26 protein-coding genes are annotated in these 20176 nt (G+C 71.6%); 8 read left to right on the forward strand and 18 right to left on the reverse strand.

The window, feature by feature from the left end; all coding sequences use genetic code 11:
- Positions 1 to 51: 51 nt before the first annotated feature.
- The 4 genes from G569_RS0109295 to G569_RS0109310 are packed head-to-tail and all read right to left on the reverse strand — an operon-like array spanning position 52 to position 1749.
- Complete coding sequence (locus G569_RS0109295) at positions 52 to 414, reverse strand: NADH-quinone oxidoreductase subunit A (RefSeq protein ID WP_028063213.1); 363 nt, start codon at positions 412 to 414, stop codon at positions 52 to 54.
- A gap of 53 nt (positions 415 to 467) precedes the next feature.
- Positions 468 to 908, reverse strand: coding sequence for a hypothetical protein (locus G569_RS0109300; protein WP_028063214.1), 441 nt, complete (start codon positions 906 to 908; stop codon positions 468 to 470).
- On the reverse strand, positions 908 to 1378 hold the full coding sequence (locus G569_RS0109305) for a flavin reductase family protein (protein ID WP_028063215.1): 471 nt from the start codon (positions 1376 to 1378) through the stop codon (positions 908 to 910). The genes G569_RS0109300 and G569_RS0109305 overlap by 1 nt, the downstream gene beginning before the upstream one ends.
- Complete coding sequence (locus G569_RS0109310; protein WP_028063216.1) at positions 1375 to 1749, reverse strand: cupredoxin domain-containing protein; 375 nt, start codon at positions 1747 to 1749, stop codon at positions 1375 to 1377. Before G569_RS0109310 ends, G569_RS0109305 begins: the two co-directional genes overlap by 4 nt.
- A gap of 24 nt (positions 1750 to 1773) precedes the next feature.
- Here G569_RS0109310 and G569_RS0109315 point away from each other — a divergent pair, with 24 nt between their 5' ends.
- The 3 genes from G569_RS0109315 to G569_RS46895 are packed head-to-tail and all read left to right on the forward strand — an operon-like array spanning position 1774 to position 4166.
- On the forward strand, positions 1774 to 2202 hold the full coding sequence (locus G569_RS0109315) for a c-type cytochrome (RefSeq protein ID WP_157591920.1): 429 nt from the start codon (positions 1774 to 1776) through the stop codon (positions 2200 to 2202).
- 4 nt (positions 2203 to 2206) lie between these two features.
- Positions 2207 to 3442, forward strand: coding sequence for a serine--tRNA ligase (serS, locus tag G569_RS0109320; RefSeq protein ID WP_037495373.1), 1236 nt, complete (start codon positions 2207 to 2209; stop codon positions 3440 to 3442).
- Positions 3426 to 4166: a tyrosine-protein phosphatase gene (locus G569_RS46895; protein WP_037495375.1), complete on the forward strand. Its 741-nt coding sequence runs from the start codon at positions 3426 to 3428 to the stop codon at positions 4164 to 4166. The genes serS and G569_RS46895 overlap by 17 nt, the downstream gene beginning before the upstream one ends.
- Here the strand turns inward: G569_RS46895 and G569_RS0109330 are convergent.
- On the reverse strand, positions 4141 to 4902 hold the full coding sequence (locus tag G569_RS0109330; protein ID WP_028063219.1) for a cyclase family protein: 762 nt from the start codon (positions 4900 to 4902) through the stop codon (positions 4141 to 4143). The two genes, G569_RS46895 and G569_RS0109330, sit on opposite strands and share 26 nt — an antisense overlap.
- Positions 4892 to 6529 (reverse strand): thiamine pyrophosphate-binding protein, encoded by a 1638-nt coding sequence (locus G569_RS0109335; RefSeq protein ID WP_028063220.1) that lies wholly within the window; start codon positions 6527 to 6529, stop codon positions 4892 to 4894. The genes G569_RS0109330 and G569_RS0109335 overlap by 11 nt, the downstream gene beginning before the upstream one ends.
- Before the next feature lie 28 nt (positions 6530 to 6557).
- On the opposite strand from G569_RS0109335, the gene G569_RS0109340 reads away from it, so the two are divergent.
- From G569_RS0109340 to G569_RS0109350, 3 genes are read left to right on the forward strand one after another with little or no spacing between them, the layout of a single operon-like run.
- Positions 6558 to 6827 (forward strand): hypothetical protein, encoded by a 270-nt coding sequence (locus tag G569_RS0109340; RefSeq protein ID WP_028063221.1) that lies wholly within the window; start codon positions 6558 to 6560, stop codon positions 6825 to 6827.
- 42 nt (positions 6828 to 6869) lie between these two features.
- On the forward strand, positions 6870 to 7691 hold the full coding sequence (locus G569_RS57580; RefSeq protein ID WP_053226092.1) for a DUF1775 domain-containing protein: 822 nt from the start codon (positions 6870 to 6872) through the stop codon (positions 7689 to 7691).
- A gap of 11 nt (positions 7692 to 7702) precedes the next feature.
- Positions 7703 to 8746 (forward strand): AbrB family transcriptional regulator, encoded by a 1044-nt coding sequence (locus G569_RS0109350; RefSeq protein ID WP_028063222.1) that lies wholly within the window; start codon positions 7703 to 7705, stop codon positions 8744 to 8746.
- Between the two features lie 55 nt (positions 8747 to 8801).
- Here G569_RS0109350 and lgt read toward each other — a convergent pair whose 3' ends face one another.
- The 5 genes from lgt to G569_RS46910 are packed head-to-tail and all read right to left on the reverse strand — an operon-like array spanning position 8802 to position 13233.
- Positions 8802 to 9683 (reverse strand): prolipoprotein diacylglyceryl transferase, encoded by an 882-nt coding sequence (lgt, locus tag G569_RS46905; protein ID WP_306765002.1) that lies wholly within the window; start codon positions 9681 to 9683, stop codon positions 8802 to 8804.
- Positions 9638 to 10033 (reverse strand): CBS domain-containing protein, encoded by a 396-nt coding sequence (locus tag G569_RS0109360; RefSeq protein ID WP_028063223.1) that lies wholly within the window; start codon positions 10031 to 10033, stop codon positions 9638 to 9640. Before G569_RS0109360 ends, lgt begins: the two co-directional genes overlap by 46 nt.
- Entirely contained in the window at positions 10030 to 10815 is a 786-nt protein-coding gene (locus G569_RS0109365; protein ID WP_028063224.1) for an enoyl-CoA hydratase/isomerase family protein, read from the reverse strand. Before G569_RS0109365 ends, G569_RS0109360 begins: the two co-directional genes overlap by 4 nt.
- Positions 10812 to 11759 carry an NADPH:quinone oxidoreductase family protein gene (locus G569_RS0109370; protein ID WP_028063225.1) on the reverse strand — a complete coding sequence of 316 codons (948 nt, stop codon included), beginning with the start codon at positions 11757 to 11759 and terminating at the stop codon, positions 10812 to 10814. The genes G569_RS0109365 and G569_RS0109370 overlap by 4 nt, the downstream gene beginning before the upstream one ends.
- 10 nt (positions 11760 to 11769) lie before the next feature.
- Positions 11770 to 13233 (reverse strand): sulfatase family protein, encoded by a 1464-nt coding sequence (locus G569_RS46910; RefSeq protein ID WP_037495380.1) that lies wholly within the window; start codon positions 13231 to 13233, stop codon positions 11770 to 11772.
- A gap of 38 nt (positions 13234 to 13271) precedes the next feature.
- Here G569_RS46910 and tal point away from each other — a divergent pair, with 38 nt between their 5' ends.
- Positions 13272 to 14375 carry a transaldolase gene (gene tal, locus G569_RS0109380; protein WP_028063226.1) on the forward strand — a complete coding sequence of 368 codons (1104 nt, stop codon included), beginning with the start codon at positions 13272 to 13274 and terminating at the stop codon, positions 14373 to 14375.
- Here tal and G569_RS46915 read toward each other — a convergent pair.
- The 4 genes from G569_RS46915 to G569_RS0109400 are packed head-to-tail and all read right to left on the reverse strand — an operon-like array spanning position 14311 to position 16713.
- Positions 14311 to 15090: an energy-coupling factor ABC transporter ATP-binding protein gene (locus tag G569_RS46915; protein ID WP_037495382.1), complete on the reverse strand. Its 780-nt coding sequence runs from the start codon at positions 15088 to 15090 to the stop codon at positions 14311 to 14313. The genes tal and G569_RS46915 overlap by 65 nt on opposite strands.
- Entirely contained in the window at positions 15087 to 15797 is a 711-nt protein-coding gene (gene cbiQ, locus G569_RS46920) for a cobalt ECF transporter T component CbiQ (RefSeq protein WP_053226094.1), read from the reverse strand. The genes G569_RS46915 and cbiQ overlap by 4 nt, the downstream gene beginning before the upstream one ends.
- A complete protein-coding gene (locus G569_RS0109395) occupies positions 15794 to 16078 on the reverse strand; it encodes a PDGLE domain-containing protein (RefSeq protein WP_028063227.1) in 285 nt (94 codons plus the stop codon). The genes cbiQ and G569_RS0109395 overlap by 4 nt, the downstream gene beginning before the upstream one ends.
- Positions 16075 to 16713, reverse strand: coding sequence for an energy-coupling factor ABC transporter permease (locus tag G569_RS0109400; protein ID WP_028063228.1), 639 nt, complete (start codon positions 16711 to 16713; stop codon positions 16075 to 16077). Before G569_RS0109400 ends, G569_RS0109395 begins: the two co-directional genes overlap by 4 nt.
- A 117-nt stretch (positions 16714 to 16830) precedes the next feature.
- Here G569_RS0109400 and G569_RS57585 point away from each other — a divergent pair, with 117 nt between their 5' ends.
- Positions 16831 to 17328: a GNAT family N-acetyltransferase gene (locus G569_RS57585; protein ID WP_053226095.1), complete on the forward strand. Its 498-nt coding sequence runs from the start codon at positions 16831 to 16833 to the stop codon at positions 17326 to 17328.
- A 4-nt stretch (positions 17329 to 17332) separates the two neighbouring features.
- On the opposite strand, the gene G569_RS0109410 is transcribed toward G569_RS57585, so the two are convergent.
- The 3 genes from G569_RS0109410 to G569_RS0109420 are packed head-to-tail and all read right to left on the reverse strand — an operon-like array spanning position 17333 to position 20172.
- Entirely contained in the window at positions 17333 to 17908 is a 576-nt protein-coding gene (locus G569_RS0109410) for a hypothetical protein (protein WP_028063229.1), read from the reverse strand.
- 13 nt (positions 17909 to 17921) lie between these two features.
- Positions 17922 to 18992 carry a winged helix DNA-binding domain-containing protein gene (locus G569_RS0109415; RefSeq protein ID WP_028063230.1) on the reverse strand — a complete coding sequence of 357 codons (1071 nt, stop codon included), beginning with the start codon at positions 18990 to 18992 and terminating at the stop codon, positions 17922 to 17924.
- Positions 18973 to 20172, reverse strand: a complete 1200-nt coding sequence (locus G569_RS0109420; protein WP_028063231.1) for a low temperature requirement protein A — start codon at positions 20170 to 20172, stop codon at positions 18973 to 18975. Before G569_RS0109420 ends, G569_RS0109415 begins: the two co-directional genes overlap by 20 nt.
- Positions 20173 to 20176: the final 4 nt, after the last annotated feature.

The following is a 20176-nucleotide window of genomic DNA, read 5'->3' on the forward strand; positions in this document are numbered from 1 at the left end:
GCTGGCGGGCCCGGAGCTCGCCGTTGGCGCCCTTGCCCAATGGCTGACGCGTCACTTCCATTCGAGAGCCCCCCTGCGCCACACGTAGATGAAGGCCACGAACAGCAGCACGATGAAGACACTGAGCTCGATCAGCGCGAACGTCCCGAACGCCTTGAGCTGCACGGCGACCGGGAACAGGAAGATCGTCTCGATGTCGAAGAGGATGAAGAGCATCGCCACCAGGTAGAAGCTGATGCCGAAGCGCATCGACTTCGACACATGCGATGGCAGACCACTCTCATAGGGTTCCGACGTCGCCTTACGACGGAACTTCGGCTTGGGGCCCAGGACGCTGTTGAGCGTCGTGAAGACGACCCCGAGACCAACCCCGAGGACCACGAAGACGATCGCCGGCAGATACGCACGGATCACGTCTCGGATTTGTAGCACCTTGTGCGTGGCTGTTACTTAGTGCCAAAGCGCACCTAAAGAGCGCCTTGCGCCCGCGCGGCCAGGACGGCGACGATGAACGCCGACGTCGCCATCACTCCGAGCTCCCGTCGCAGGACCGCCGTGACGAACGCGACCTGCTCCTCCTGCGGCAGCTTCGCGACGTCGGCGCCGCTCTCGAGGTCGCGCTTGTCCAGGAGGGTTTGCGTGGCCAACAACTTGAGCTGCTCGGCCAAGAACGCGACCGCGATCGGTGTCAGTCCGTAGACCAGATGCAGCCGCGGGAGATCCTTGCCGTCGAGCAGCAGCGCGGCGCCGATCACGGCCTCGACCATGATCAGGCCCTGGCCGCCTCGCAGCAGCCACCAGAACGGCTTCGGGTTGGCGCGTAGAAGCCAGGCGATGCCGCCGAGCGCCGCCGCGGCGACGTTGAGGCCGATCGCGATCCAGCCGAGGGTGGTGTGGACGTCGGTCATCAGCGGTACTCGCCGCGGAACCAGACCAACGGCTCCCCCGTGCCCGCCTCGGCGGCGGTGACCGCGCCGATGCCGATCGTGTGGTCGCCGCCGGGGATCAGCTCCTGCAGCGTGCAGCCCACCCACGCGAGCACGCCGTCGATCACCGGGATGCCGTCGTGCACGGAATGTTGCACGCCGGCGAACTTCTCCACCTCCGGCGCCTTGGAGGCGAACAGGCGCGCCAGGTCCTCCTGGCCCGCTGCGAGGACGTTGACCCCGAAGCGCCGGTGCTCGCGGATCGGCGGCAGCGTGCGGGCGTCGTTGGCGAAGCAGACGAGCAGCAGCAGCGGGTCCAGCGAGAGCGAGCAGACGGCGTTGGCGGTCATGCCCACCGGGCCGGCCTCGGCCGTGGCCGTCACCACGGTCACGCCGGTCGTGAAATGACCCATCACGGCGCGGAAGCGCTGGGGGGCGACGGTGTCCATCATCCGACCACCAGCGTGCCGTACATGCCGAGCTCCTCGTGGTTGGCCAGCACGCAGTACATCGTGTAGGTCCCGCGGCTGATCTTGAAGCTGCGGGTCTTGGACTCGCCGGGCTGGAGCGTCTGGAAGGCCAGGACGTTGCGGCCCGTCCGGGTGCGGATCCTCAGCGTGTGACCGAGCCGGCCGCGATTGGTGACCGTCACGGTCTCCTCCCCGCTCGGAACGCGGAGGTTCTGCGGGCGGATCAGGTAGTCGTCGAGCGTCAAGTCGAAGTGGCGCGACGGCTCGCGCACGGCCGAGCCCGAGCCGCCGCACGCGGCGAGCGCCAGGGCGCAGAGGGCGAGGACGAGCGGGGTGAGGGTCCTGACGGGCATCGGTCCCCTATGCTGTCGCACCCGATGACGAGGGCTCGCCGTGTGCTGCTGATCGCCGTTTCGCTCGCCGCGACCGCGGGGGGCGTCGTCGCCTGCGGTGAGGAGGGAATCTCCTCGAGCTTGCCGCCGGAGCAGCATGCTGCTGCCGGACTCTTCGCCGAGCGCTGCGGTGGATGCCACACCCTCAGCGTGGCGGGTACCCAGGGCTCCGCCACCAATGTGCGGACCCGGGAGTACAAGGACGGCCCGAACTTCGACCAGCGCAAGGTCACCAAGAACTGCGCGCTGTACGCGATCCGCAACGGCGGCTTCTCCTCCGGCCCGATGCCGCAGAACATCGTCGTCGGCGCGGAGGCCCAGGCGCTGGCCGAGTTCCTCGCGGAGTTCTCCGGGTCCGACGTGCACCTTCCGCCGGGCGCGACGACGCCGCCCGACTGCCCGCCCGCGGGGTAGACGCGTGCTCGACCTCAGGGCGATCGCCCGCGATCCGGAGCCTGTGCGGGCCGCGTTGGCGCGGCGTCGCGACGGGTCCGACGAGCGGCTGCTGCAGGCGCTGGCGGCGCGTGAGCGGCTCAACGCGGTGCTGCCGGAGCTCGAGGAGACGCAGGCGCGGCGCAATGCCGGCGCGAAGGCGATCGGGGAGGCCAAGCGGACCGGCGCGGACGCCTCCGAGGCGATCGCCGAGATGCAGACCGTCAGCGCCCGCGTCAAGGAGCTGGCGGCCGAGAAGGATGAGCTCGAAGCGCGCGTCACAGAGCTCAACCACTCGCTGCCGAACCCGCCCGATCCGACCGCCGCCGACGAGGACACGACGCTTCGCGAGTGGGGTTCGAACAAGCCTGAAGGCCCGGATCACCTCGAGATCGCGGGCGCGATGATCGACATGGAGGCCGGGTCGAAGACCTCCGGCTCGCGCTTCGCGTACCTCAAGGGCGACCTCGTCTTCCTCGAACTGGCGCTGGTGCGCTGGGTGATGGAGATCCTGCGCGGGCACGACTTCGAGCCCGTCATCCCGCCGGTGCTGGTCAAGGAGCAGGCGCTGTTCGGCACCGGTTTCCTGCCTGACACCGAGCAGCAGATCTACCGTCTGGCGGATGACCCGCTGTACCTGACGGGGACGTCCGAGGTCCCGCTGGCATCGCTGCACGCGGGCGAGATCATGGACGTGCTGCCGCGCCGCTACGCGGGCTTCTCGCCCTGTTTCCGGCGCGAGGCGGGGGCCGCCGGCAAGGACACGCGCGGCATCTTCCGCGTGCACCAGTTCGACAAGGTCGAGATGTTCTCGTTCGTGGACCCGGCGGACTCGCTGGCCGAGCACGAGCGGCTGCTGAGCATCGAGGAGGAGATCCTCCAGGGGCTCGGCATCCCGCATCGCGTCGTGAACATCGCGGTCGACGACCTCGGTTCCAGCGCGGCCAAGAAGTACGACCTCGAGGCGTGGCTTCCCTCGCAGCAGCAGTACCGCGAGCTGACGTCGACCTCGAACACGACGGACTTCCAGGCCCGCCGCCTCGACATCCGCCATAGACCGTCCCGCCCACCCGGCAAACCCGAGCACGTCCACACGTTGAACGGCACGGCGGTCGCGGTCGGCCGGACGCTGATCGCGCTGATGGAGAGCCACTACGACGGCTCCGGCGTCGCCGTGCCCGAGGTGCTGCAGAGGTGGGGAGCGCCTGAGCGGCTGGGTTGAGCTCGAGGGCGCCGTCAACGTCCGCGACGTCGGCGGCCTCCCGCTGTCGGGCGGCGGCAGCACCGCCTCGGGCGTGCTGTTGCGCTCGGACAACCTGCAGGACCTCACGGCCGGTGACATCGCCGCGCTGTCCGCGCTGGGCCTGAGCCGCGTCGTCGACCTGCGCACGACCTTCGAGGTCGAGTCCGAGGGTCCGGGGCCGCTGGTGGGCCAGGTCGAGATCCGCCACCGCTCCGTCTATCCGGAGAAGGGCGAGACCACCGACGTGATCATCTCGGCCGAGGACGGCGAGCACCCCGCCGCGACCTGGTACCTCTCCTACCTGCGCCACCGGCCTGACTCGGTGGTGGGCGCGCTGAACGACATCGCCGATGGTCCTGGCGCCGTGCTGGTCCACTGCGCGGCGGGCAAGGACCGCACCGGCGTCGTCGTCGCGCTGGCGCTGGAGGTCGCGGGCGTGCCGCGCGAGGAGATCCTCGCCGACTACCTGCTCACCGGCGAGCGGATCACGGCGATCATGCGCCGCCTGCGCGCCTCACCGACCTACGCCGCCGACCTCGAGCCCTACACCGACCAGTCCCGCATGCCCCGCGCCGAGGCGCTCGAGGGCGTCTTCGACGCGCTCGACCGCCAATTCGGCGGCGTCGCGGGCTGGCTCGAGGCACACGACTTCGACCCAGCCCCGCTGCGCGAACGCCTCACACGAGAGCGAACACCCGGCTAGGCGACCCGGTCCCGTCGACGAGCTTCAGCGGCGCGACGACGACGATCGCGCCCTGAGGCGGCAGCTCGGCGAGGTTGGCCAGCTGGGTCAGGCCGTACTTGCCGGCTCCGAGCAGGAAGTGGTGGACGGGGAACGGCGGGTCGAAGGAGTGGGCGGCGCCCGCGTCGGTGCCGACGGTCTCCACGCCCACGCCCACGATCGGCGACGTCTCCGCCAGCCAGCGCGCGGCCTCGACGTCCGGGCCGGGCGTCTGGGCGCCGTTGAGGAACGCCTCCTGGTCGTGGGCGCGAGCGTCCCAGCCGGTGCGCAGGAGCAGCCAGCCGCCGGGCGGGAGCGGCCCGTGCTCGTTCTCCCAGCGCTGGATGTCGTCCAGCGTGAGCAGGTAGTTCGGGTCGGCGGCGGACTCGGCGGACTTGTCGATCACCGCGGCGGGGGCGACGAGCTTGGACGGCGCCACGGACGCGACGTCCTCGCCGTCGCGGCCGGTGATCCAGTGGATCGGGGCGTCGAAGTGGGTGCCGACGTGCTCGCCGAGGCTCAGCGTGGTCCAGGCCCAGGCGGGGCCGGCGTCGTCGAAGCGGCTGATGTCCTCGCGCGACAGGCCGGGCGTGTTCGCGAACGGCGGCGGCAGCTGCAGCACCGGCGTGTTCTCGCTCAGCGGCTGGGTCAGGTCGACGACGCGGACGGAGCCGTCGGCCAGCGCCGATGCGAGCGACGCAAGGGATTCAGTGGCCACGAAATGCCTCCTCTAGCCATTCGGCACAGATGTCGGGATCGACTTTGGCGTCCAGTACGAGCGGGCGGTCGCGGTTCGGCAGCCACTCGCGCACGGCATCCAGGTCCTCGACCGAGCGCGCGGTGACGCCGCGGCAGCCCGCCGCCTCGGCCAAAGCGGCGAAGTCGGTGGGCGGGAACTGGGCGAGCTCGACCGGAATGCCCATCGGGCGGAAGTGGTGGACCTCGGCGCCGTAGGCCGCGTCGTCGTAGACCACGACGAGCATGTCCGGCTTCTCGCGGCCGAGCGTCTCCAGGTCGGGCAGCGACATCATCAGACCGCCGTCGCCGACGGCGCACACGGTCAGCCGGTCGGGCCGCGCGACCGCGGCGCCGATCGCGTTCCCCAGCGCGAGCCCGACGCACTGGAACGCCTGCGGGAACACGAAGCCCTGGGCGTCGGGGACGCCGAGGTACATCGACGGGTAGCCCATGAACGCGCCCGAGTCCACGACGACGGTCCGCTCGGCCGGGAGCAGCTCGTCCAGCGCGATGCTCAGGTCGCGTGGGTCGAGCCAGTCACGCGACGCCTCGTACGGCACGTCCCGCCACGCGCCGCCCGCGATCTCGGCGGCCAGCGCGATGCTGCGGCGGGCGGCGCCGCCCACGTCGACCTCGCCGCGCCGGGCGGTCAGCGCCGCGATCAGCGCCTCGGCGGTCTCCCGCGCGTCGCCGACGAGCCCGTGGTCGACCGGCCGGTGGGCGCCGATCGCGTCCGCGTCGCGGTCGACCTGCACGAGCTGCGCGTTCGCGACCAGCGCCCCGTGACGCGTCGTCCACGCGTTCAGCGAGGCGCCGAACGCCACGATCAGGTCGGCCTCGCCGATCAGCTTCTGGCCCGTCGGCGTGGCGAAGCCGCCGCTGATCCCCACCGCGAACGGGTCGTCGCCGAAGAGCCCGTTGGCCACCGCCGAGGTGGCCAGCAACGCGCCGCTGAGCTCGCCGAGCCGCCGCAGCGCCGGCCCCGCCCCGCTCAGCACCGCCCCGCGCCCCGCGATCAGCACCGGCCGTTGGGCGCGCACGAGCAGCTCCGCGACCGCGAGCACGTCGGCCGGCCGGACCGGCGGCAGGTCCGCCCACGGCCGTGGGTCGGTCAGCTCGACCTCGGCCGCCTGCACGTCGAGCGGGAGGTTGAGGACGACCGCGCGCCGGTCGACGACCGCGGTGCGGACGGCGCGGGTGACGTCGGCGACGGCGGTCGCGGCGGAGTGGACCCGCTCGGGCACCGCGCCGACCGAGCGCGCGAGCGCGTCCTGGTCGATCTTGAAGTTCGAGCGCAGCTGCGCGGCGGGCGTGTCGGCCGCCAGCAGCACCAGCGGCGTGCGCGACTTCGCCGCCTCCGTCAGCCCGGTCAGCGCGTTGGTCAGCCCGGGCCCCTGATGGACCGAGGCGACCCCGAGCCGGCCGGACACCCGCGCGTAGCCGTCGGCCATGCACAGCGCCCCGGTCTCGTGGCGCGCCGACACGAACCGCCCGCCGGCCGCCACGATCGCGTTCGTGACGGCCAGGTTCCCGCTGCCCATGAGGCCGAACACGACGTCGCCGCCGAGGCGGTGCAACGTCTGGCCGATCGCCGAGGAGACAAGCACGCCGCGCAACGGTACCCTTGCGCCCTTCATGAGGCGCTCCGCCCCGGTCTTCCTGCTTGCCGCGATCCTGCTGGTCGTGGCCATGGGCCCCTGGGCGGCGCCGATCCTGGTCATCGCCGCGCTGCTGCTGACGGGCCGGTACGTCGGCGAGGAGGTCATCCTCGCCGTCCACCGCGCGCTCGCCGAGCGGGTCCGCGCCGCGAAGGTCCTCTGGTCGCGCCGTCACTCGACGGCGCTGGTCTCGCTGTTGGAGCGCGCCCCGCGCGCCCCGCGTGGTCCGCCGGCTCTCGCCGTCTGACCCCAATCCGACAGCGAAAACCAAGATCTAGGAGCAAGACCAATGTCGCGTACGCGCGTCTCCGTCGTCGCGGGCCTCACCGGGCTCGCCATCGCCGCCCCTGCGGCTCAGGCCCATGTCACGCTCAACCCCCGCTCGGTCGTGGCGAACTCGTTCGCCCGCGTCGACGTCCGGGTCCCGAACGAGCGTGACGAGGCCTCCACCAAGACCGTCGTCGTCTACTTCCCGAGCGGGTTCTACTCGGCCTCGACCAAGCGCGTCTGGGGCTGGACCGCGAAGGTCTCGATGCGCAAGCTGGCGACCCCGGTCAAGAGCGATGACGGCGACATCACCGAAGAGGTCGCGAAGGTCACGTGGCGCCCGACCTCCAAGGCGGGCTGGATCCTCCCCGGCCAGTTCGAGGAGTTCGGCCTCTCCATGCGGATCCCGAACAAGCCGAACTCGGTCCTGACCTTCCCCGCCCGCCAGACCTACAGCAACGGCGAGGTCGTCAACTGGAACGGCGCCGCCGGCGCCGAGACCCCCGCCCCGACGCTGACCGTCACCGCGCCCGTCACCGCGGTCGCCGCGCACACGCCGCTCAAGAGCGTCACGCCGAAGCGCAACTCGACGCAGACCAAGGCCGTCAAGGAGGTCCGCGCGACCTTCAAGGCGAAGATGCAGACCGGCACGATCTCGCTCACGACCGCCAACGGGCACGTCTTCGAGCTCAAGTCCAACGGGCTGATGTCGTCCAACAAGGCCGTCCTGCGCGCGGTGCCCAAGACCGCGCTGGGGAGCGGCAGCTACAAGGCCTCGTGGCGCGCCCGCGCCGGCGACGGCCACTCCGAGAAGGGCAGCTGGACGTTCAAGGTGAAGCTCTAGCCTGAGGAGGGATGCGAAGCGCGGCGCCATGGCTTGGACTCGGCGCCGCCACCGCGATCCTGGCGCTCGCGCTGAGCGCGGTCGGCTTCCCGTCGCCGACGCTCTTCGCGGCGCTGCTGGTCGGGCTCGCCTTCGCCCTCGCACGGCCGCGGGCAGGCCTCGCGCCGCCGAGCTGGAGCTTCCTCGCCGCGCAGGCGGTCGTGGGTGTCACGCTCGGTGCGTACATGCGGTCCGAGGCGCTGACGGCGGCCGCGCACGACTGGCTGCCGGTCACGCTCGTGAGCGCGGCCACGCTGGGCATCAGCATGGCCGCGGGGCGCGTCCTGGCCCGCTACACGGCGCTCGACGTGCCGACCGCGACGCTCGGGATGATCGCCGGCGGCGCGTCCGGCATCGTCACGATGGCCGACGACCTCGGCGGCGACGACCGCCTCGTCGCCTTCATGCAGTACCTGCGGGTGCTCGTCGTCGTGCTGCTGACGCCGCTGCTGATCGCGGCCTTCGGCGGCGGGTCGGGGGGAGCGACCGCCCACGAGGCCGCGTTCGGTGAGGTCACCGACTGGCTGCTGACCGCCGCGATCGCGGTCTTCGGCGCGCTCGCAGCGCGGCGGCTGAACGTGCCCGCGGGCACCCTGCTCGGCCCGATGCTCGTCGCAGGCGCCCTCACGCTCGCGGGCGTCGGGTTCGCCGTCCCGCCGGTCGTGCGCGAGCTCGCGTTCGCGTTGATCGGGCTCCAGGTCGGCCTGCGCTTCACGGTCGCCACCGTGAAGCTGCTCGGCCGGCTGATCTTCCCGGTGCTCGGCGCGGTCTTCGCGCTGCTGATCGGCTGTGCCGGGCTCGCCGTCGTGCTGACGCTGACCACCGACGTCACGTTCCGCGACGCGTACCTCGCGACCACGCCCGGCGGCCTCTACGCCGTGCTCGCGGTGGCCGTCGGCGCGGGCGCGAACACCACGTTCATCCTCGCCGTGCAGATCCTGCGCCTGTTGGTGGCGGTGCTGCTGGCGCCGCTGGCCGTGCGCCGGATCGCCCGCGCGGGTAGACCCGTCGGATGACCGAGATCCCCAAGGACCCGCCGCCCACCGAGGCTGGAGAGCCGGAAGAGGACGATCAGCCGATGGGCCCGCCGGCCGAGCTGGATCCGGAGGACGCGCCGCTCCCCGGGCTGCCCGAGAAGGAGCCGCCCGCGTCCGAGTGACGCTGCGTGTACCAGAACCAGATCAGGCCGCCGACGCACAGCGTCACGGCCACGAACAGGTTCAGCCGCAGTCCGAGGAAGTGCTTGGCCGGGTCGACGCGGATCAGCTCCGCGAAGATCCGGAACGCGCTGTAGCCGGCGACGTAGAGCGCAAAGAGACCCGGTGGTCGGACGCGGCCCGTGAGCCTGACCAGGACCCCGGCCAGCGCGAGGTTCCAGATGATCTCGTAGAGGAAGACCGGGTGGAACGTGGCCTGGTCGGCGTACTGCGCGGGCCGGTGCTCGGGGTCGATCTCCAGGCCCCAGGGCAGGTCGGTCGGCTTGCCGAACAGCTCCTGATTGAACCAGTTCCCGACGCGCCCGATCGCCTGCGCCACCAACAGCGCGGGCGCGCCGGCGTCCATGAACTCGGCCACGTTGGCGCCGTTGCGCTTGACCCGCCACAACCCGACGGCGACGCCGAGCGCGATCCCGCCCCAGATCCCGAGCCCGCCCTTCCAGACCGCGAACGGCCCCCACCACGTGTGCGGGACCTCGTCCCAGCTCGTGGCCAGGTGGTAGAGCCGCCCGCCGATCAGGCCCGCGGGAAAGCCCCACAGCGCGACCTCGTCGACGAGCTGCGGATCGCCCTTCCAGCGTCGTTTGGTGATGACCACCGCGACGATCACCGCGATGGCGTACATCAGCCCATAGGCGTGGATGTCGAGCGGGCCGATCGAGATCGACCCGCGCGACGGGCTGGGAATGCTCAGGAGGGGTAGATGCAGAACGCCTCGTGGCTGCGGTTGAAGCAGACCATGCCCTGGAGACGGTGCTCGGCGTCCACCACGGGGATCCGGGTCATGTCTTCGTCCTCGACGAGCGCCATCGCGGTCGCGACGGGGTCGTCCGGCGTGACGCGCGGGGGATCGGCGTTGACGTGCGGGCCGATGGCGCCGTCATCGGTGTCCGGCAGGTCGGCGGGCGTCAGGGTGCCGAGGAACCGGTCGCCGTCGGTGACGAGCAGCAGTTTTTTGCGCGGGGTGAAGAACGCGCGGGCGTCGGCGAGCGGCATGTCGGGCCCGACGCTCTCGGCCCCGACCATCATCACGTCTGAGACGCTCGGCCCGGCCTCGTCGAGCGGGATGTGGATCGTCGAACTCATGGCTCTCCGAAGTGTGGCGCACGCTTGTCGAGAAACGCCAGCACGCCCTCGCGGCCGTCCGGCGCGGCGGAGAGGCCGGCGATCGTGTGGGCCTCGTCCTCGAGCTGCTTGCTGAACGTCGTCGTCGACGACCAGCGCAGGAGCCGCTTGACCGCGCCGTGCGCGCCGATCGCGCCCTGGGCCAGGCGTCGCGCCAGCTGCTCGGCCTCGGCGTCGAGGTCGTCATCGGGCACCACGCGGGTGACGATCCCGAGCTCCTGCGCCCGCGCCGCGGTCAGGCGCTCGTTGAGCAGCGCGAGTTCCATCGCGCGGCGATGTCCCACGATGCGGGGGAGGGTCCAACTCGCGCCGCCGTCCATGCTGAAGCCGATCGCCGTGTACGCGACCGTGAAGTGCGCCGACTCCGCGGCGAGCACGAGGTCGGCCGCGATCGCGATGCTCATCCCGCCCCCGGCCGCCGCCCCGCGGACGACGCTGATCACGGGCGCGTCGAGCTCCGCCAGCGCCTCGATCCCCGCGTGCATCGTGCTCGCGAGGCCGTAGACGGCGTCGGACACGTCGTCGCCGGCATCGTGCATGAACCGCAGATCGCCGCCGACGCTGAAGTTCTTGCCCGCCGCCTTCAGCAGCACGGCGCCTACGTCATCGCGCTCGTCCAGGCTCTCGGCGGCATCGCGGAATGCGTGCATCAGCGCGGGATCGAGCGCGTTGGCCGCCTCGGGGCGGTTGAGCGTCAACGTCGCGACGCGGTCCTCGACGGAGAGCGTCACAGGCTCGCTCATGGTTCCAGCACCACCTTTCCGGTCGCACCGCGTTCGTCGATGAGCTTCAGCGCCTCCGAGGCCTGCTCGAGCGGCAGCCTGGCGCCGACGACGGGCTGGATGTGGCCGGCGGCGATCAGCTCGTCGAGCTTGGCCGCGATCTCCCCGATCACCTGCGGCCGCCTGGTGATGTAGGCGCCCCAGCCGGCACCCACGACGTCGATGTTGTTCAGCAGCAGGCGGTTGACCTTGACCTCGGGGATCGAGCCGCCGGTGAAGCCGACCACGACCAGCCGCCCGTCCTGGTTGAGCGAGCGCAGGCTGTCGGTGAACCGGTCGCCGCCCACCGGATCGACGATCAGGTCGGCGCCGCCGAACTCCTTGACCGCGTCCTTGAAGCCGTCGGCGCGGACGACCTCGTCGGCGCCCGCGTCGCGCGCGACGGCTTCCTTGGCATCGGTGGAAACGACCGCGATCGTCCTCGCGCCGAGGCCCTTGGCGACCTGCAGCGTGGCCGTTCCCACCCCGCCGGCGGCGCCGTGCACGAGCACCGTCTCGCCTGCCTGCAGGCGCCCGCGGTTGACCAGCGAGAAGTACGCCGTGTGGTAGTTGAGGATCAGCCCCGCGCCCTGTGCGAAGTCGAGCGCGTCGGGCAGCTTGAAGGTGAAGTGCGCCGGCGCGACGGCGACCTCCGCGAACCCGCCGAGCATCGGGAACGCCGCGACCCGGTCGCCCGCCTCGAACCCGTGCGCCGTCTCCTTGACGGTGCCCGCGACCTCGCTCCCGGGCACGAATGGCAGCTCCGGCTTGATCTGGTACGCCCCGCGCGTCTGCAGCACCTCGGGGAAGGAGACGCCGGCCGCCCGGACGTCGATCACGACGCCGTCACCGCCGGGCTCCGGGATGTCCACGAGCCTCAGCGCCGACCCGGGGCCGCTGAGCTCGACGATCTGGATCGCCCGCATTCGGCGAAGACTACGGGCCTCGATCCGCCGTTTGGCACCAACCGCCGCCGCTGCACGCGTGCAGCTGTTCCGCCTGCGCCGCGAGCTGCGCCTGGCGCGCCGGCGAGAGCGTCCCGAAGACGTTGACGCGTTCGTCCGGGTCGGTCGTCAGGTCGTAGTACTCGGGCGCGAACCGCGGGCTGTCGAACTGGACGTAGAGCGCGTCCGGGAAGCGCAGGGCGACGTAGCTCGGCGGCTTGCCCTGCCGTGGGCCCTGGAAGTCCGGGTCGGCGACCTCGGTGTAGGCGCCGCGGTGCTCGACGAGCGTCATCGTGCGCCAGCTCGCCGGCGTCGTCCCGCGCAGGAACGGCACCAGCGAGCGGCCTTCGACGCGCGAGCCGATCGGCGCTCCCGCGAGCTCCTGGAAGGTCGGGCGCAGGTCGACGTTCGCGGCGAGATCGCGCACGCTCGTATTCGGCGGGACGCCGGGGCCGACGACCACCAGCGGCACCCGCACGTCGTGGTCCCATGCGGTCTGCTTGCCGGGCGTCAGCCGCCGCTCGCCCATGTGGTAGCCGTTGTCGGAGCTGAAGACGAAGTAGGTGTTCTGGGCGACGCCCAGGGCGGCGAGCTGGGCGCGCAGCTCGCCGATCATGCGGTCGACGGCCTGGACGGACTGGGCGCGCAGGCGGAACTCGGAGTCGATGCCGGCGATCTCCAATGGCGAGAGCGGTGTGGTCGACAGCCACGCGGGGGCGGGGGAGAGCTGCGGGGCGTCGAACAGCGCCGTGCGCGGGGCGATCAGGCCGGGGAAGGCCTCCCCGTCGCGCGGCGCAGGGGTCGACGGCGCGTGCGGCGCGTAGGTGGAGAGCTCGACCAGGAACGGCTTGCCGTCGGCGACGGCTCGCGCCACGAACGCCTGGCCGAAGCCGGAGATGACGTCCGTCAGGTAGTCCTCCGGCATGGTGCCGTACCGGGCGATCCTCGGCCGTCCGCGGTACGGCTTGACCGCGAGCGTGTAGTCGAACTCGCGATACGCCTGGCCGCCGACCGCCCACGCCGACCAGCCCGGTGGCACGTAGGGGCGCGCGCCGTCGGTGCGGGTGAACGGGAAGTAGCCGTTGAGGTACTTGCCGAACAGCGCGGTCCGGTAGCCGCTCCGCTGGAGCGCGGTCGCGAACGTGCTCTTCTCCTCGACCGGGTGGAACGCGCCGAACCCGCCGTCGGCGCCCATGTTCTTGAGCACGCCGGTGCTGTGCGGATAGCGGCCGGTGAAGATCGATGCGCGCGACGGGCAGCACAGCGAGTCGGTCACCACGTAGCGCTCGAACGTCATCCCCTCCCGCTGCAGCCGCTGGACCTGCGGCATGTACGGGATCAGGTTCCAGGAGAGGTCGTCGGTCAGCACGAAGACGATGTTCGGCCGCGTCTGAGCCGCCGCGGGCGGGGCGAACAGCGCGAGCAGGAGGGCGACCAGCGGCAGCACGCGGGGCATGTGACAATCAGTGGCGGCGAATCGGAAAAGGAGACGGAATGAGCGCGACCGCAGTGAACGAGCGCCTGGCTGCGCTGACGGCGGCGGGGACGAGCATCTGGCTGGACCAGCTTTCACGGGGCTTGATCGAATCAGGTGAGCTTGCACGGATGGTGCAAGAGGAGTCGCTGCGCGGCGTGACCTCCAACCCGGCGATCTTCGAGAAGTCGATCCTCGGCTCCGCCGACTACGACGCAGAGCTCAAGGCGCTGGCCGACGAAGGCAAGACTGCACGCGAGATCTACCGCTCGATGGCGCTGCACGACGTGCAGGCCGCGTGCGATGTGCTGCGCCCGGTGTACGACGCCACCGGCGGCGTCGACGGCTACGTGTCCTGGGAGGTCGCGCCGCGGCTGGCCCACGACACCGAGGGCACGCTCGAGCAGGGCCGGATGTACTGGGACCTCGTCGACCGCCCGAACCTGATGATCAAGATCCCGGCGACCGAGGAGGGCATGCCGGCGATCGAGCAGGCGCTGTTCGACGGGCTGAACATCAACGTCACGCTGCTCTTCAGCGTCGCCGCCTACGAGAAGGTCATGGAGGCGTACATCCGCGCGATGGAGCGCCGGGTCGAGGCCGGCAAGCCGCTGGACCGGCACTCGGTCGCGTCGTTCTTCGTCTCGCGTGTGGACACCGAGGTCGACAAGCGCCTCGAGGCCGCGGGCAACAAGGAGCTGCAGGGCACGGCCGGCCTGGCCAACGCCCGCGCGGCGTACAAGGCGTTCGAGAAGGTCTTCGGCGGCGAGCGCTTCGCCGCGCTGCGCGAGGCCGGCTGCCCGGTCCAGCGCCCGCTGTGGGCGTCGACGGGGGTCAAGAACCCCGCCTACCCGCCCACGCTGTACGTCTGGGGGCTCGTCGGTCCCGACACCGTCAACACGATGCCGCTGCCGGTCGTGCAGGCCGCGGGCTCCGAGGGCGGTGTGACCGGCCCGACCGCCGCCGACGATCCGGCCCCGACGCTGTCGGCGCTCGCCGACGCCGGCATCGACATGGACGACGTGACCGATCAGCTGCTGCGCGAGGGCATCGACGCGTTCAAGGTGCCGATGCAGAAGCTGCTGGACGGGATCGAGGCGAAGCGGGCAGAGATCGCAGGCTGAACCCTTCGGGCAGCTCCAGGTCGTTCGCGGCCAGGAGCTGCTCGTCGGAGAGGATCTCGCGGGTCGGGCCGTCGGCGACGATCCGGCCCGCGGACAGCAGCACCGAGCGCTCGCACAGCATCGCCGCCAGCGGCAGGTCGTGCGTGACGATCACCAGCGTGCGGTCGATCGCGTCGAGCGTCTCCATCAGCTCCCGCCGCGTGCGCGGGTCGAGGTTCGCGCTCGGCTCGTCGAGCACGAGCAGGCTCGGGTCCATCGCGAGCACGCTCGCGATCGCGACCCGCCGGCGCTGGCCGAGGCTGAGCTGGTGCGGCGCGCGGTCGGCGTGCTCGCTCATCCGGACGGCGTTCAGCGCTCGCGTGATGCGGTCCTCGACCTCGGGCTTGGAGAAGCCGAGGTTGAGCGGCCCGAACGCGATGTCCTCACGGACCGTCGGCATGAACAGCTGGTCGTCGGGGTCCTGGAAGATCAGGCCGACGCGGGCGCGCAGATCGCGGACGTCGTCGTGGCCGACCCGCAGGCCCGCGACCTCGAGCTCCCCGGTGCCTTGCAGGAGCGCGTTGAGATGCAGCATCAGCGTCGTCTTGCCGGCGCCGTTCGGGCCGAGGACGGCGACGCGCTCGCCGTGCTTGATGTGCAGGTCGAGGCCGTCGAGGCCTCTGACGCCGTTCGGGTAGGTGAAGCGCAGGTCGCGGGCGTGGATGGCGCAGCTCATAGGAGGATCCGGGTGGCGAGGAGGGGCGTGGCCAGGGCGGTGAGGAAGAGCGTGTCGGTGCGGGTGAAGGCGAGCGTGTTCAGGCGGGGCATCGTCTGCCGCCAGCCGCGGGCCAGCATCGCCAGGTGCACGCGCTCGGCGCGCTCGTAGGTCCTGAGGAACAGCGCGGTCGCGACGCGGCCGATCGCCTGCGCCTGGAGGGCGTGGCGGGGCGCGTAGCCGCGGGCGGCGAGGGCCGAGCGCATCCGCTGGACCTCGTCGAGGATCGTGAACAGGTAGCGGTACATGAACGCCGCGATCAGGACGAGCAGCTTCGGCGCCCGGAGACGCTCGAGCGCGTGCAGGACGTCGGGGAAGCTCGTCGTCGCGCCGAGCAGGACGGCGCTCGTCGTGCCGATCAGCGCCTTCGAACCGGTGTTCACGAACGTGCTCAGGCCGTGCTCGGAGAACGGGATGAAGAGCGCGACGAAGAGGATCAGGGGGAGCACGACGCGGGTTCTGGAGACGATCGTGCGGGCGGGGATGTGGGCGGCGATCGCGATGCTCAGCTGCGCCGCCGCGCAGGCCACGAAGACCGGCCAGGCATGCAGCGGCGCCGAGACCGCGACCACGGTGATGCCGAGCAGGCCGAGCAGCTTCGCCCGCGGGTCCAGGCGATGGACCGGGCTGTCCCCGACCACCCCGGTATGGAGGTGCGCGCCGCTCATGCGAGCGTCGGGCGCCTCCGCGCGGCCTTGACGAGCAGCAGGCCGGCGCCGAAGACGATCAGCGTGCCGGTGAAGCCGGCGAGGCCCTTGGCGACGCGCGCGTTGTGGACGCCCGGGAAGGCATAGCCGGCGATCGGGCCGTCCTGGCTCTTGCCGGCGTCGATGAAGGCGTGGTCCTCGGCGACGCGGTTGAGCCCGTCGGGTGCGGTCGACGCGAACGGCGACGCGGCGGTGGCGAGCCCGATCGCGAGCGCGAGGGCCAGGATCGTGAACAGCTTCATGCCGCCACCGCGATCCGGCCGCGGACGAGGTCCGGGCGGGTGGACAGGACGGCGCTCACGGCGGCGACGGTGACGATCGCCTCGCCGACGCCGATCAGCGCGTGGGTGGCGAGCATCGCCGGCAGGACCGTGCCGAGCGGGACCGTGCCGGAGATCGCGAGCTCGAACGAGGTCGCGGTCGCGCCGAGCATCACGGCCAGCCAGGCGCCGATCGCGGTGATCGGCAGGATCTGCTTGGGCGCGAGGTGGCGGGCGAAGTGCATCATCCCGCCGACCGCCAGGGCACCGATCACCCCCATGTTGAGGATGTTCGCCCCGAGCGCGGTGACGCCCCCGTCGGCGAACACGAACGCCTGCACCCCGAGCACGACGGCCAGCGTCAGACACGCCAGCCACGGGCCGAGCAGGACCGCCGCCAGGGCCGCGCCGAGGAAGTGCCCGCTCGTCCCGCCCGCGACCGGGAAGTTGAGCATCTGCGCCGCGAACACGAACGCCGCCGTGACGCCCAGCAGCGGCACCCGCCGCTCGTCGAGGTCGCTGCTGGCCTTGCGCAGGCCGACGCCGACGGCCACCGCAGCCGGAACGGCGCACGCGAGGGCGACGTCGGTGGTCAGGAAGCCGTCAGGAATGTGCATGTGACTGGTCTCTCTCGGGGGTGCTGTGCAACTGCAAGTCTTTCGCATCTGGGGCCGCGTTGCGCATGTCCTCCATTGCGCGCTTGGCGCCGCCGCGGTTGTAAGGCTTGTTGCGACATGGATGCAGCAAGCCTCCGGCGCGCGGTCGCGACCGACCTCGACGCCCTGATCGCGCTCGCCGAGCGCCCCGAGATCGCGCGCACGCTCGCGTGGGATGCCGCCGAGACCCTGCGGCGCGCGCTGTCGTCGGCTTCGGGCGAACTGCTGGTCGTCGAGGTCGACGGCGGCTTCGCGGGCGGCGTGCGCTGGGAGCTCGTCAACCGCCGCTCGCGGATCACCGAGATCCGCACGCTGATGCTCGATCCGGCGGTTCAGGGCCGCGGGTTGGCGGTGCGGGTCGTGCGCGAGCTCTGCGATCGGCTGTTCGACGTCCACGGCATACACCGCGTCGAGGCCGAGGTGATGGGGATCAACGACGCCGCCCGCGGCGTCTTCGAGCGAGCGGGATTCGTTCTGGAGGGCGTCCGTCGCCGCGCCTACGACCGCCACGGGTCCTGGCAGGACGGCGTGCGCTACGGGCTGCTGGTCGAGGAGCGGACGCCGGAGCGCACCTGACCGCTCAGTCGTCGTGGTCGAGCAGGTCGTCCGGGGAGCCGCGGCGCGCGGCGAGCCGCGGGTCGGCGAGGATCGCCTCGATCAGCTCCGCCCCGCCCCCGACGGCGATCTCGTTCGTGTAGATCGGCACGCCGACGAACCACGAGCGGTCCTCAGGCCAGATCAGCGACGGCGGAGCCGCCCCGTCGTCGCGCAGCGCCAGCACCGAGCGCAGCGGACCGGACCACAGGTGGTAGCGCCGGTGCGGGAGCTCGAGCGGATCGGCGGCCGGGCGTTCGAGCTGGTGCGCCGCGATCTGCTCGCCGGCGTCGGCGAGCCAGCCCCAGCCGTCCCACAACCCACAATGCACGGGCTGGTCGCCGGTGACCGGCGCGAGCACGTCCAGCAAGGCGTCCGTCACCGTGATGCTGGGCGACTCGGCATCGTCGTCCTCGTCTTCGTCCCACGGGATGGGGACGATCGCGTACCCCTCGTACCCGAGCGGGACGGCGTGTCCGAGCGCCGCTCCGAACGGTCCCAGCCGAGAGGCGATCCACGCACCCGCCTCGGGACCATCGTCCCACTGGAACGGCAACGACATCGCACCGATGAGTTCAGCACACCGCGACGTGATGCGCCTTGGCGTCCGGGTGCGTCCAGCGGACGAGCTTCTCGCCCTCCTCGAGGATCGCGCGGTCGGGTGAGCCGGTCAGCGTCAGCGTCGCCTCGCGGCGCTTGACCTCGATCGCCCAGATGCCGGCGACGAAGCCGTCGACCAGAAACGTCGGCTTGACCTGGAGGTTCTTGCGCAGGTAGACGAGGTCGCGCAGCTCGTCCGGGACGATCCGCGTGCGGCGTTTGGAGGGGTAGGCGAGCAGGGCGGAGTCGAAGGCGGCGAGGAAGCGCGGCGGGGCGGGCGTGTCGGCGTCCGGGCGCGGCGCTTCAGGCAGGTCGAACAGCCCGTCCACCTCGACCAGGTCCAGCACCTTCATCGCCTCGCGCACGGGCGGGACGCGGAACCCGATCCAGCTCGCGACGTCCTCCGCCGAGGCCGGCCCGAACGCGCGCAGGTGGCGTCGCACCACCATCGCGAGCGCGTCGTCCGGGGCGCTCAGGTCCGGCGCGGCGACCAGCGTCATCGGCGTCTTCGCCCACTTGCCGTCCTCGGGCACGCGGGTCAGAGCGCTCCAGCGCACGAGCGGGCGCCACTTGTACGCCCGCTGGTGCTCGAGCTCGTCGGGGGCGATCGCGTCCGGGTGCTCGTCCACCCACGCGTCGGCGAACGCGGCGACCTCATCGCCGCTGCGGGGCGTGTCGGCGAAACCGAGGAGGGCGTCACGCAACGCGTCGGACGACGTCGCCTTGGTGCGCCGCCAGTCGGTCATGCCGGAGGCCTCGACGACCGCGTGGTAGGCCGGGTGCTCGCGCGCCGAGACGAGGTGCAGCGTGGCGCGCAGGTTCATGCCGACGACGAGCTCGCGCCGCGCCAGCGCGGAATGAAGGTCCTCGGTCTGGAAGCCCTTCATCCGCGACCAGAGCGCGAAGGGCGGCGCCGCCCACGCCTGCGCCTGCAACGCGCCGATCGCCTCGACGACGTCGACCACGGGCGCGTCGAAGGGCTCGAGCAGCCCCTGGCGCGCCAGGAGCGCGCGGTTGAGGGCGCGGTCAGCGCCGGCCGCGGGCACGTTTGCGCTCGGTCATCTCTTCCAGGTCCTCTCGGCTCATCCGCGACATCGACAGCGCGGCGCAGACAGCACCGACCGCGGCCAGCAGCCAGAGGTAGGCGTGCGGCTCGAGGGTGTCGTACAGGCGACCGAGCGAGAAGATCGCGATCAGCAGGACGACGCGCATGACCCGGGCGGGCCGCGTCTTGGCCGCCAGGAACACGCGCGTGCCGAGCAGGTAGATGCCGATCGCGATCGCCGGCATGACGTACGCGAGCTTCGGCGGTTCCTCCTCGAGGAGCAGTCCGACGCCCGAGGCGACGAGCAGGAGCGAGAACGCCGGGACCATGTGCCCGACCGCGAAGATCGCCTTCGCCATCGTCGGCGACCCGCCGGACAGCTCGAACACGCGCAGGTTGATGTCGGCGGCGGAGTCGAAGTACAGCCACCACAACGACGCCGCCAGGATCATCGCGGCGACGAGCGCCATCCACCCGTCGAAGGTCGCGACGTGGCCGTCCACCGATGCCTGCCCCGCCTCGACCACGACCTCGCCGAGCAGGATGATCAGGAAGAGCCCGAAGCGCTCGGCGAAGTGGTGCGGATCGAGCGCCTCGTCCGGGTTCTCCGGCTTCAGAGCCGACCAGTCGTGCTCCTCCCGCGCCCGGCGCGAGGCCTTACGGTCCTCGTGCAGCATCGAGCCCGACTCCTGCCCGATGCCGATCGCCCACAGCACGTAACACAACGGCTCCGGAGCCCAGATCGAGATCAGGAACAGCCCGGCCGAGAGCAGATAGGAGACCGCGATCCGCCCCCGCAGGATGTCGCGCATGCCGCCGTCGTCGGCGTTGGCGAACGCGAGCAGCAGGCGGGTGAGCGCCATGCTCAACGCGAAGACGGTGATGTCGCCGGTCGAGGCGGGCTCGATCGCCACCGCCGCGACGCCCGTCGGCACGCTGCCGGCCAGGAACAGCAGCCGCTGCGGCGCCGTGTCGGCCCCGAAGCGGTTGTAGAGCACCGAGAACCCGATCCACGTCCACCACAACGTGAAGAACAGCCCGAGCGCGATCCAGACGCTGTGCATCTCCGGCTCGCCGACGATCAGGTGGGAGAGCTGACCGACGGCGAGGACAAAGATCAGGTCGAGGTAGAGCTCGACCCACGAGACCCGCTTGCCGCCGCCGTCTTCCACCGGCGGCATCTTG

The sequence above is a fragment of the Solirubrobacter soli DSM 22325 genome, from assembly GCF_000423665.1.
In the GTDB taxonomy this organism is placed as follows: Bacteria; Actinomycetota; Thermoleophilia; order Solirubrobacterales; family Solirubrobacteraceae; genus Solirubrobacter; species Solirubrobacter soli.

What these genes read in the sequence shown, in the direction of transcription:
- G569_RS0109300 (WP_028063214.1), bottom strand. Translation starts at nt 908, where the DNA reads ATGACCGACGTCCACACCACCCTCGGCTGGATCGCGATCGGCCTCAAC.
- G569_RS0109305 (WP_028063215.1), bottom strand. Translation starts at nt 1,378, where the DNA reads ATGATGGACACCGTCGCCCCCCAGCGCTTCCGCGCCGTGATGGGTCAT.
- G569_RS0109310 (WP_028063216.1), bottom strand. Translation starts at nt 1,749, where the DNA reads ATGCCCGTCAGGACCCTCACCCCGCTCGTCCTCGCCCTCTGCGCCCTG.
- G569_RS0109315 (WP_157591920.1), top strand. Translation starts at nt 1,774, where the DNA reads ATGACGAGGGCTCGCCGTGTGCTGCTGATCGCCGTTTCGCTCGCCGCG.
- G569_RS0109340 (WP_028063221.1), top strand. Translation starts at nt 6,558, where the DNA reads ATGAGGCGCTCCGCCCCGGTCTTCCTGCTTGCCGCGATCCTGCTGGTC.
- G569_RS57580 (WP_053226092.1), top strand. Translation starts at nt 6,870, where the DNA reads ATGTCGCGTACGCGCGTCTCCGTCGTCGCGGGCCTCACCGGGCTCGCC.
- G569_RS0109350 (WP_028063222.1), top strand. Translation starts at nt 7,703, where the DNA reads ATGCGAAGCGCGGCGCCATGGCTTGGACTCGGCGCCGCCACCGCGATC.
- G569_RS0109360 (WP_028063223.1), bottom strand. Translation starts at nt 10,033, where the DNA reads ATGAGTTCGACGATCCACATCCCGCTCGACGAGGCCGGGCCGAGCGTC.
- G569_RS0109365 (WP_028063224.1), bottom strand. Translation starts at nt 10,815, where the DNA reads ATGAGCGAGCCTGTGACGCTCTCCGTCGAGGACCGCGTCGCGACGTTG.
- G569_RS0109370 (WP_028063225.1), bottom strand. Translation starts at nt 11,759, where the DNA reads ATGCGGGCGATCCAGATCGTCGAGCTCAGCGGCCCCGGGTCGGCGCTG.
- G569_RS46910 (WP_037495380.1), bottom strand. Translation starts at nt 13,233, where the DNA reads ATGCCCCGCGTGCTGCCGCTGGTCGCCCTCCTGCTCGCGCTGTTCGCC.
- tal (WP_028063226.1), top strand. Translation starts at nt 13,272, where the DNA reads ATGAGCGCGACCGCAGTGAACGAGCGCCTGGCTGCGCTGACGGCGGCG.
- G569_RS46915 (WP_037495382.1), bottom strand. Translation starts at nt 15,090, where the DNA reads ATGAGCTGCGCCATCCACGCCCGCGACCTGCGCTTCACCTACCCGAAC.
- cbiQ (WP_053226094.1), bottom strand. Translation starts at nt 15,797, where the DNA reads ATGAGCGGCGCGCACCTCCATACCGGGGTGGTCGGGGACAGCCCGGTC.
- G569_RS0109395 (WP_028063227.1), bottom strand. Translation starts at nt 16,078, where the DNA reads ATGAAGCTGTTCACGATCCTGGCCCTCGCGCTCGCGATCGGGCTCGCC.
- G569_RS0109400 (WP_028063228.1), bottom strand. Translation starts at nt 16,713, where the DNA reads ATGCACATTCCTGACGGCTTCCTGACCACCGACGTCGCCCTCGCGTGC.
- G569_RS57585 (WP_053226095.1), top strand. Translation starts at nt 16,831, where the DNA reads ATGGATGCAGCAAGCCTCCGGCGCGCGGTCGCGACCGACCTCGACGCC.
- G569_RS0109410 (WP_028063229.1), bottom strand. Translation starts at nt 17,908, where the DNA reads ATGTCGTTGCCGTTCCAGTGGGACGATGGTCCCGAGGCGGGTGCGTGG.
- G569_RS0109420 (WP_028063231.1), bottom strand. Translation starts at nt 20,172, where the DNA reads ATGCCGCCGGTGGAAGACGGCGGCGGCAAGCGGGTCTCGTGGGTCGAG.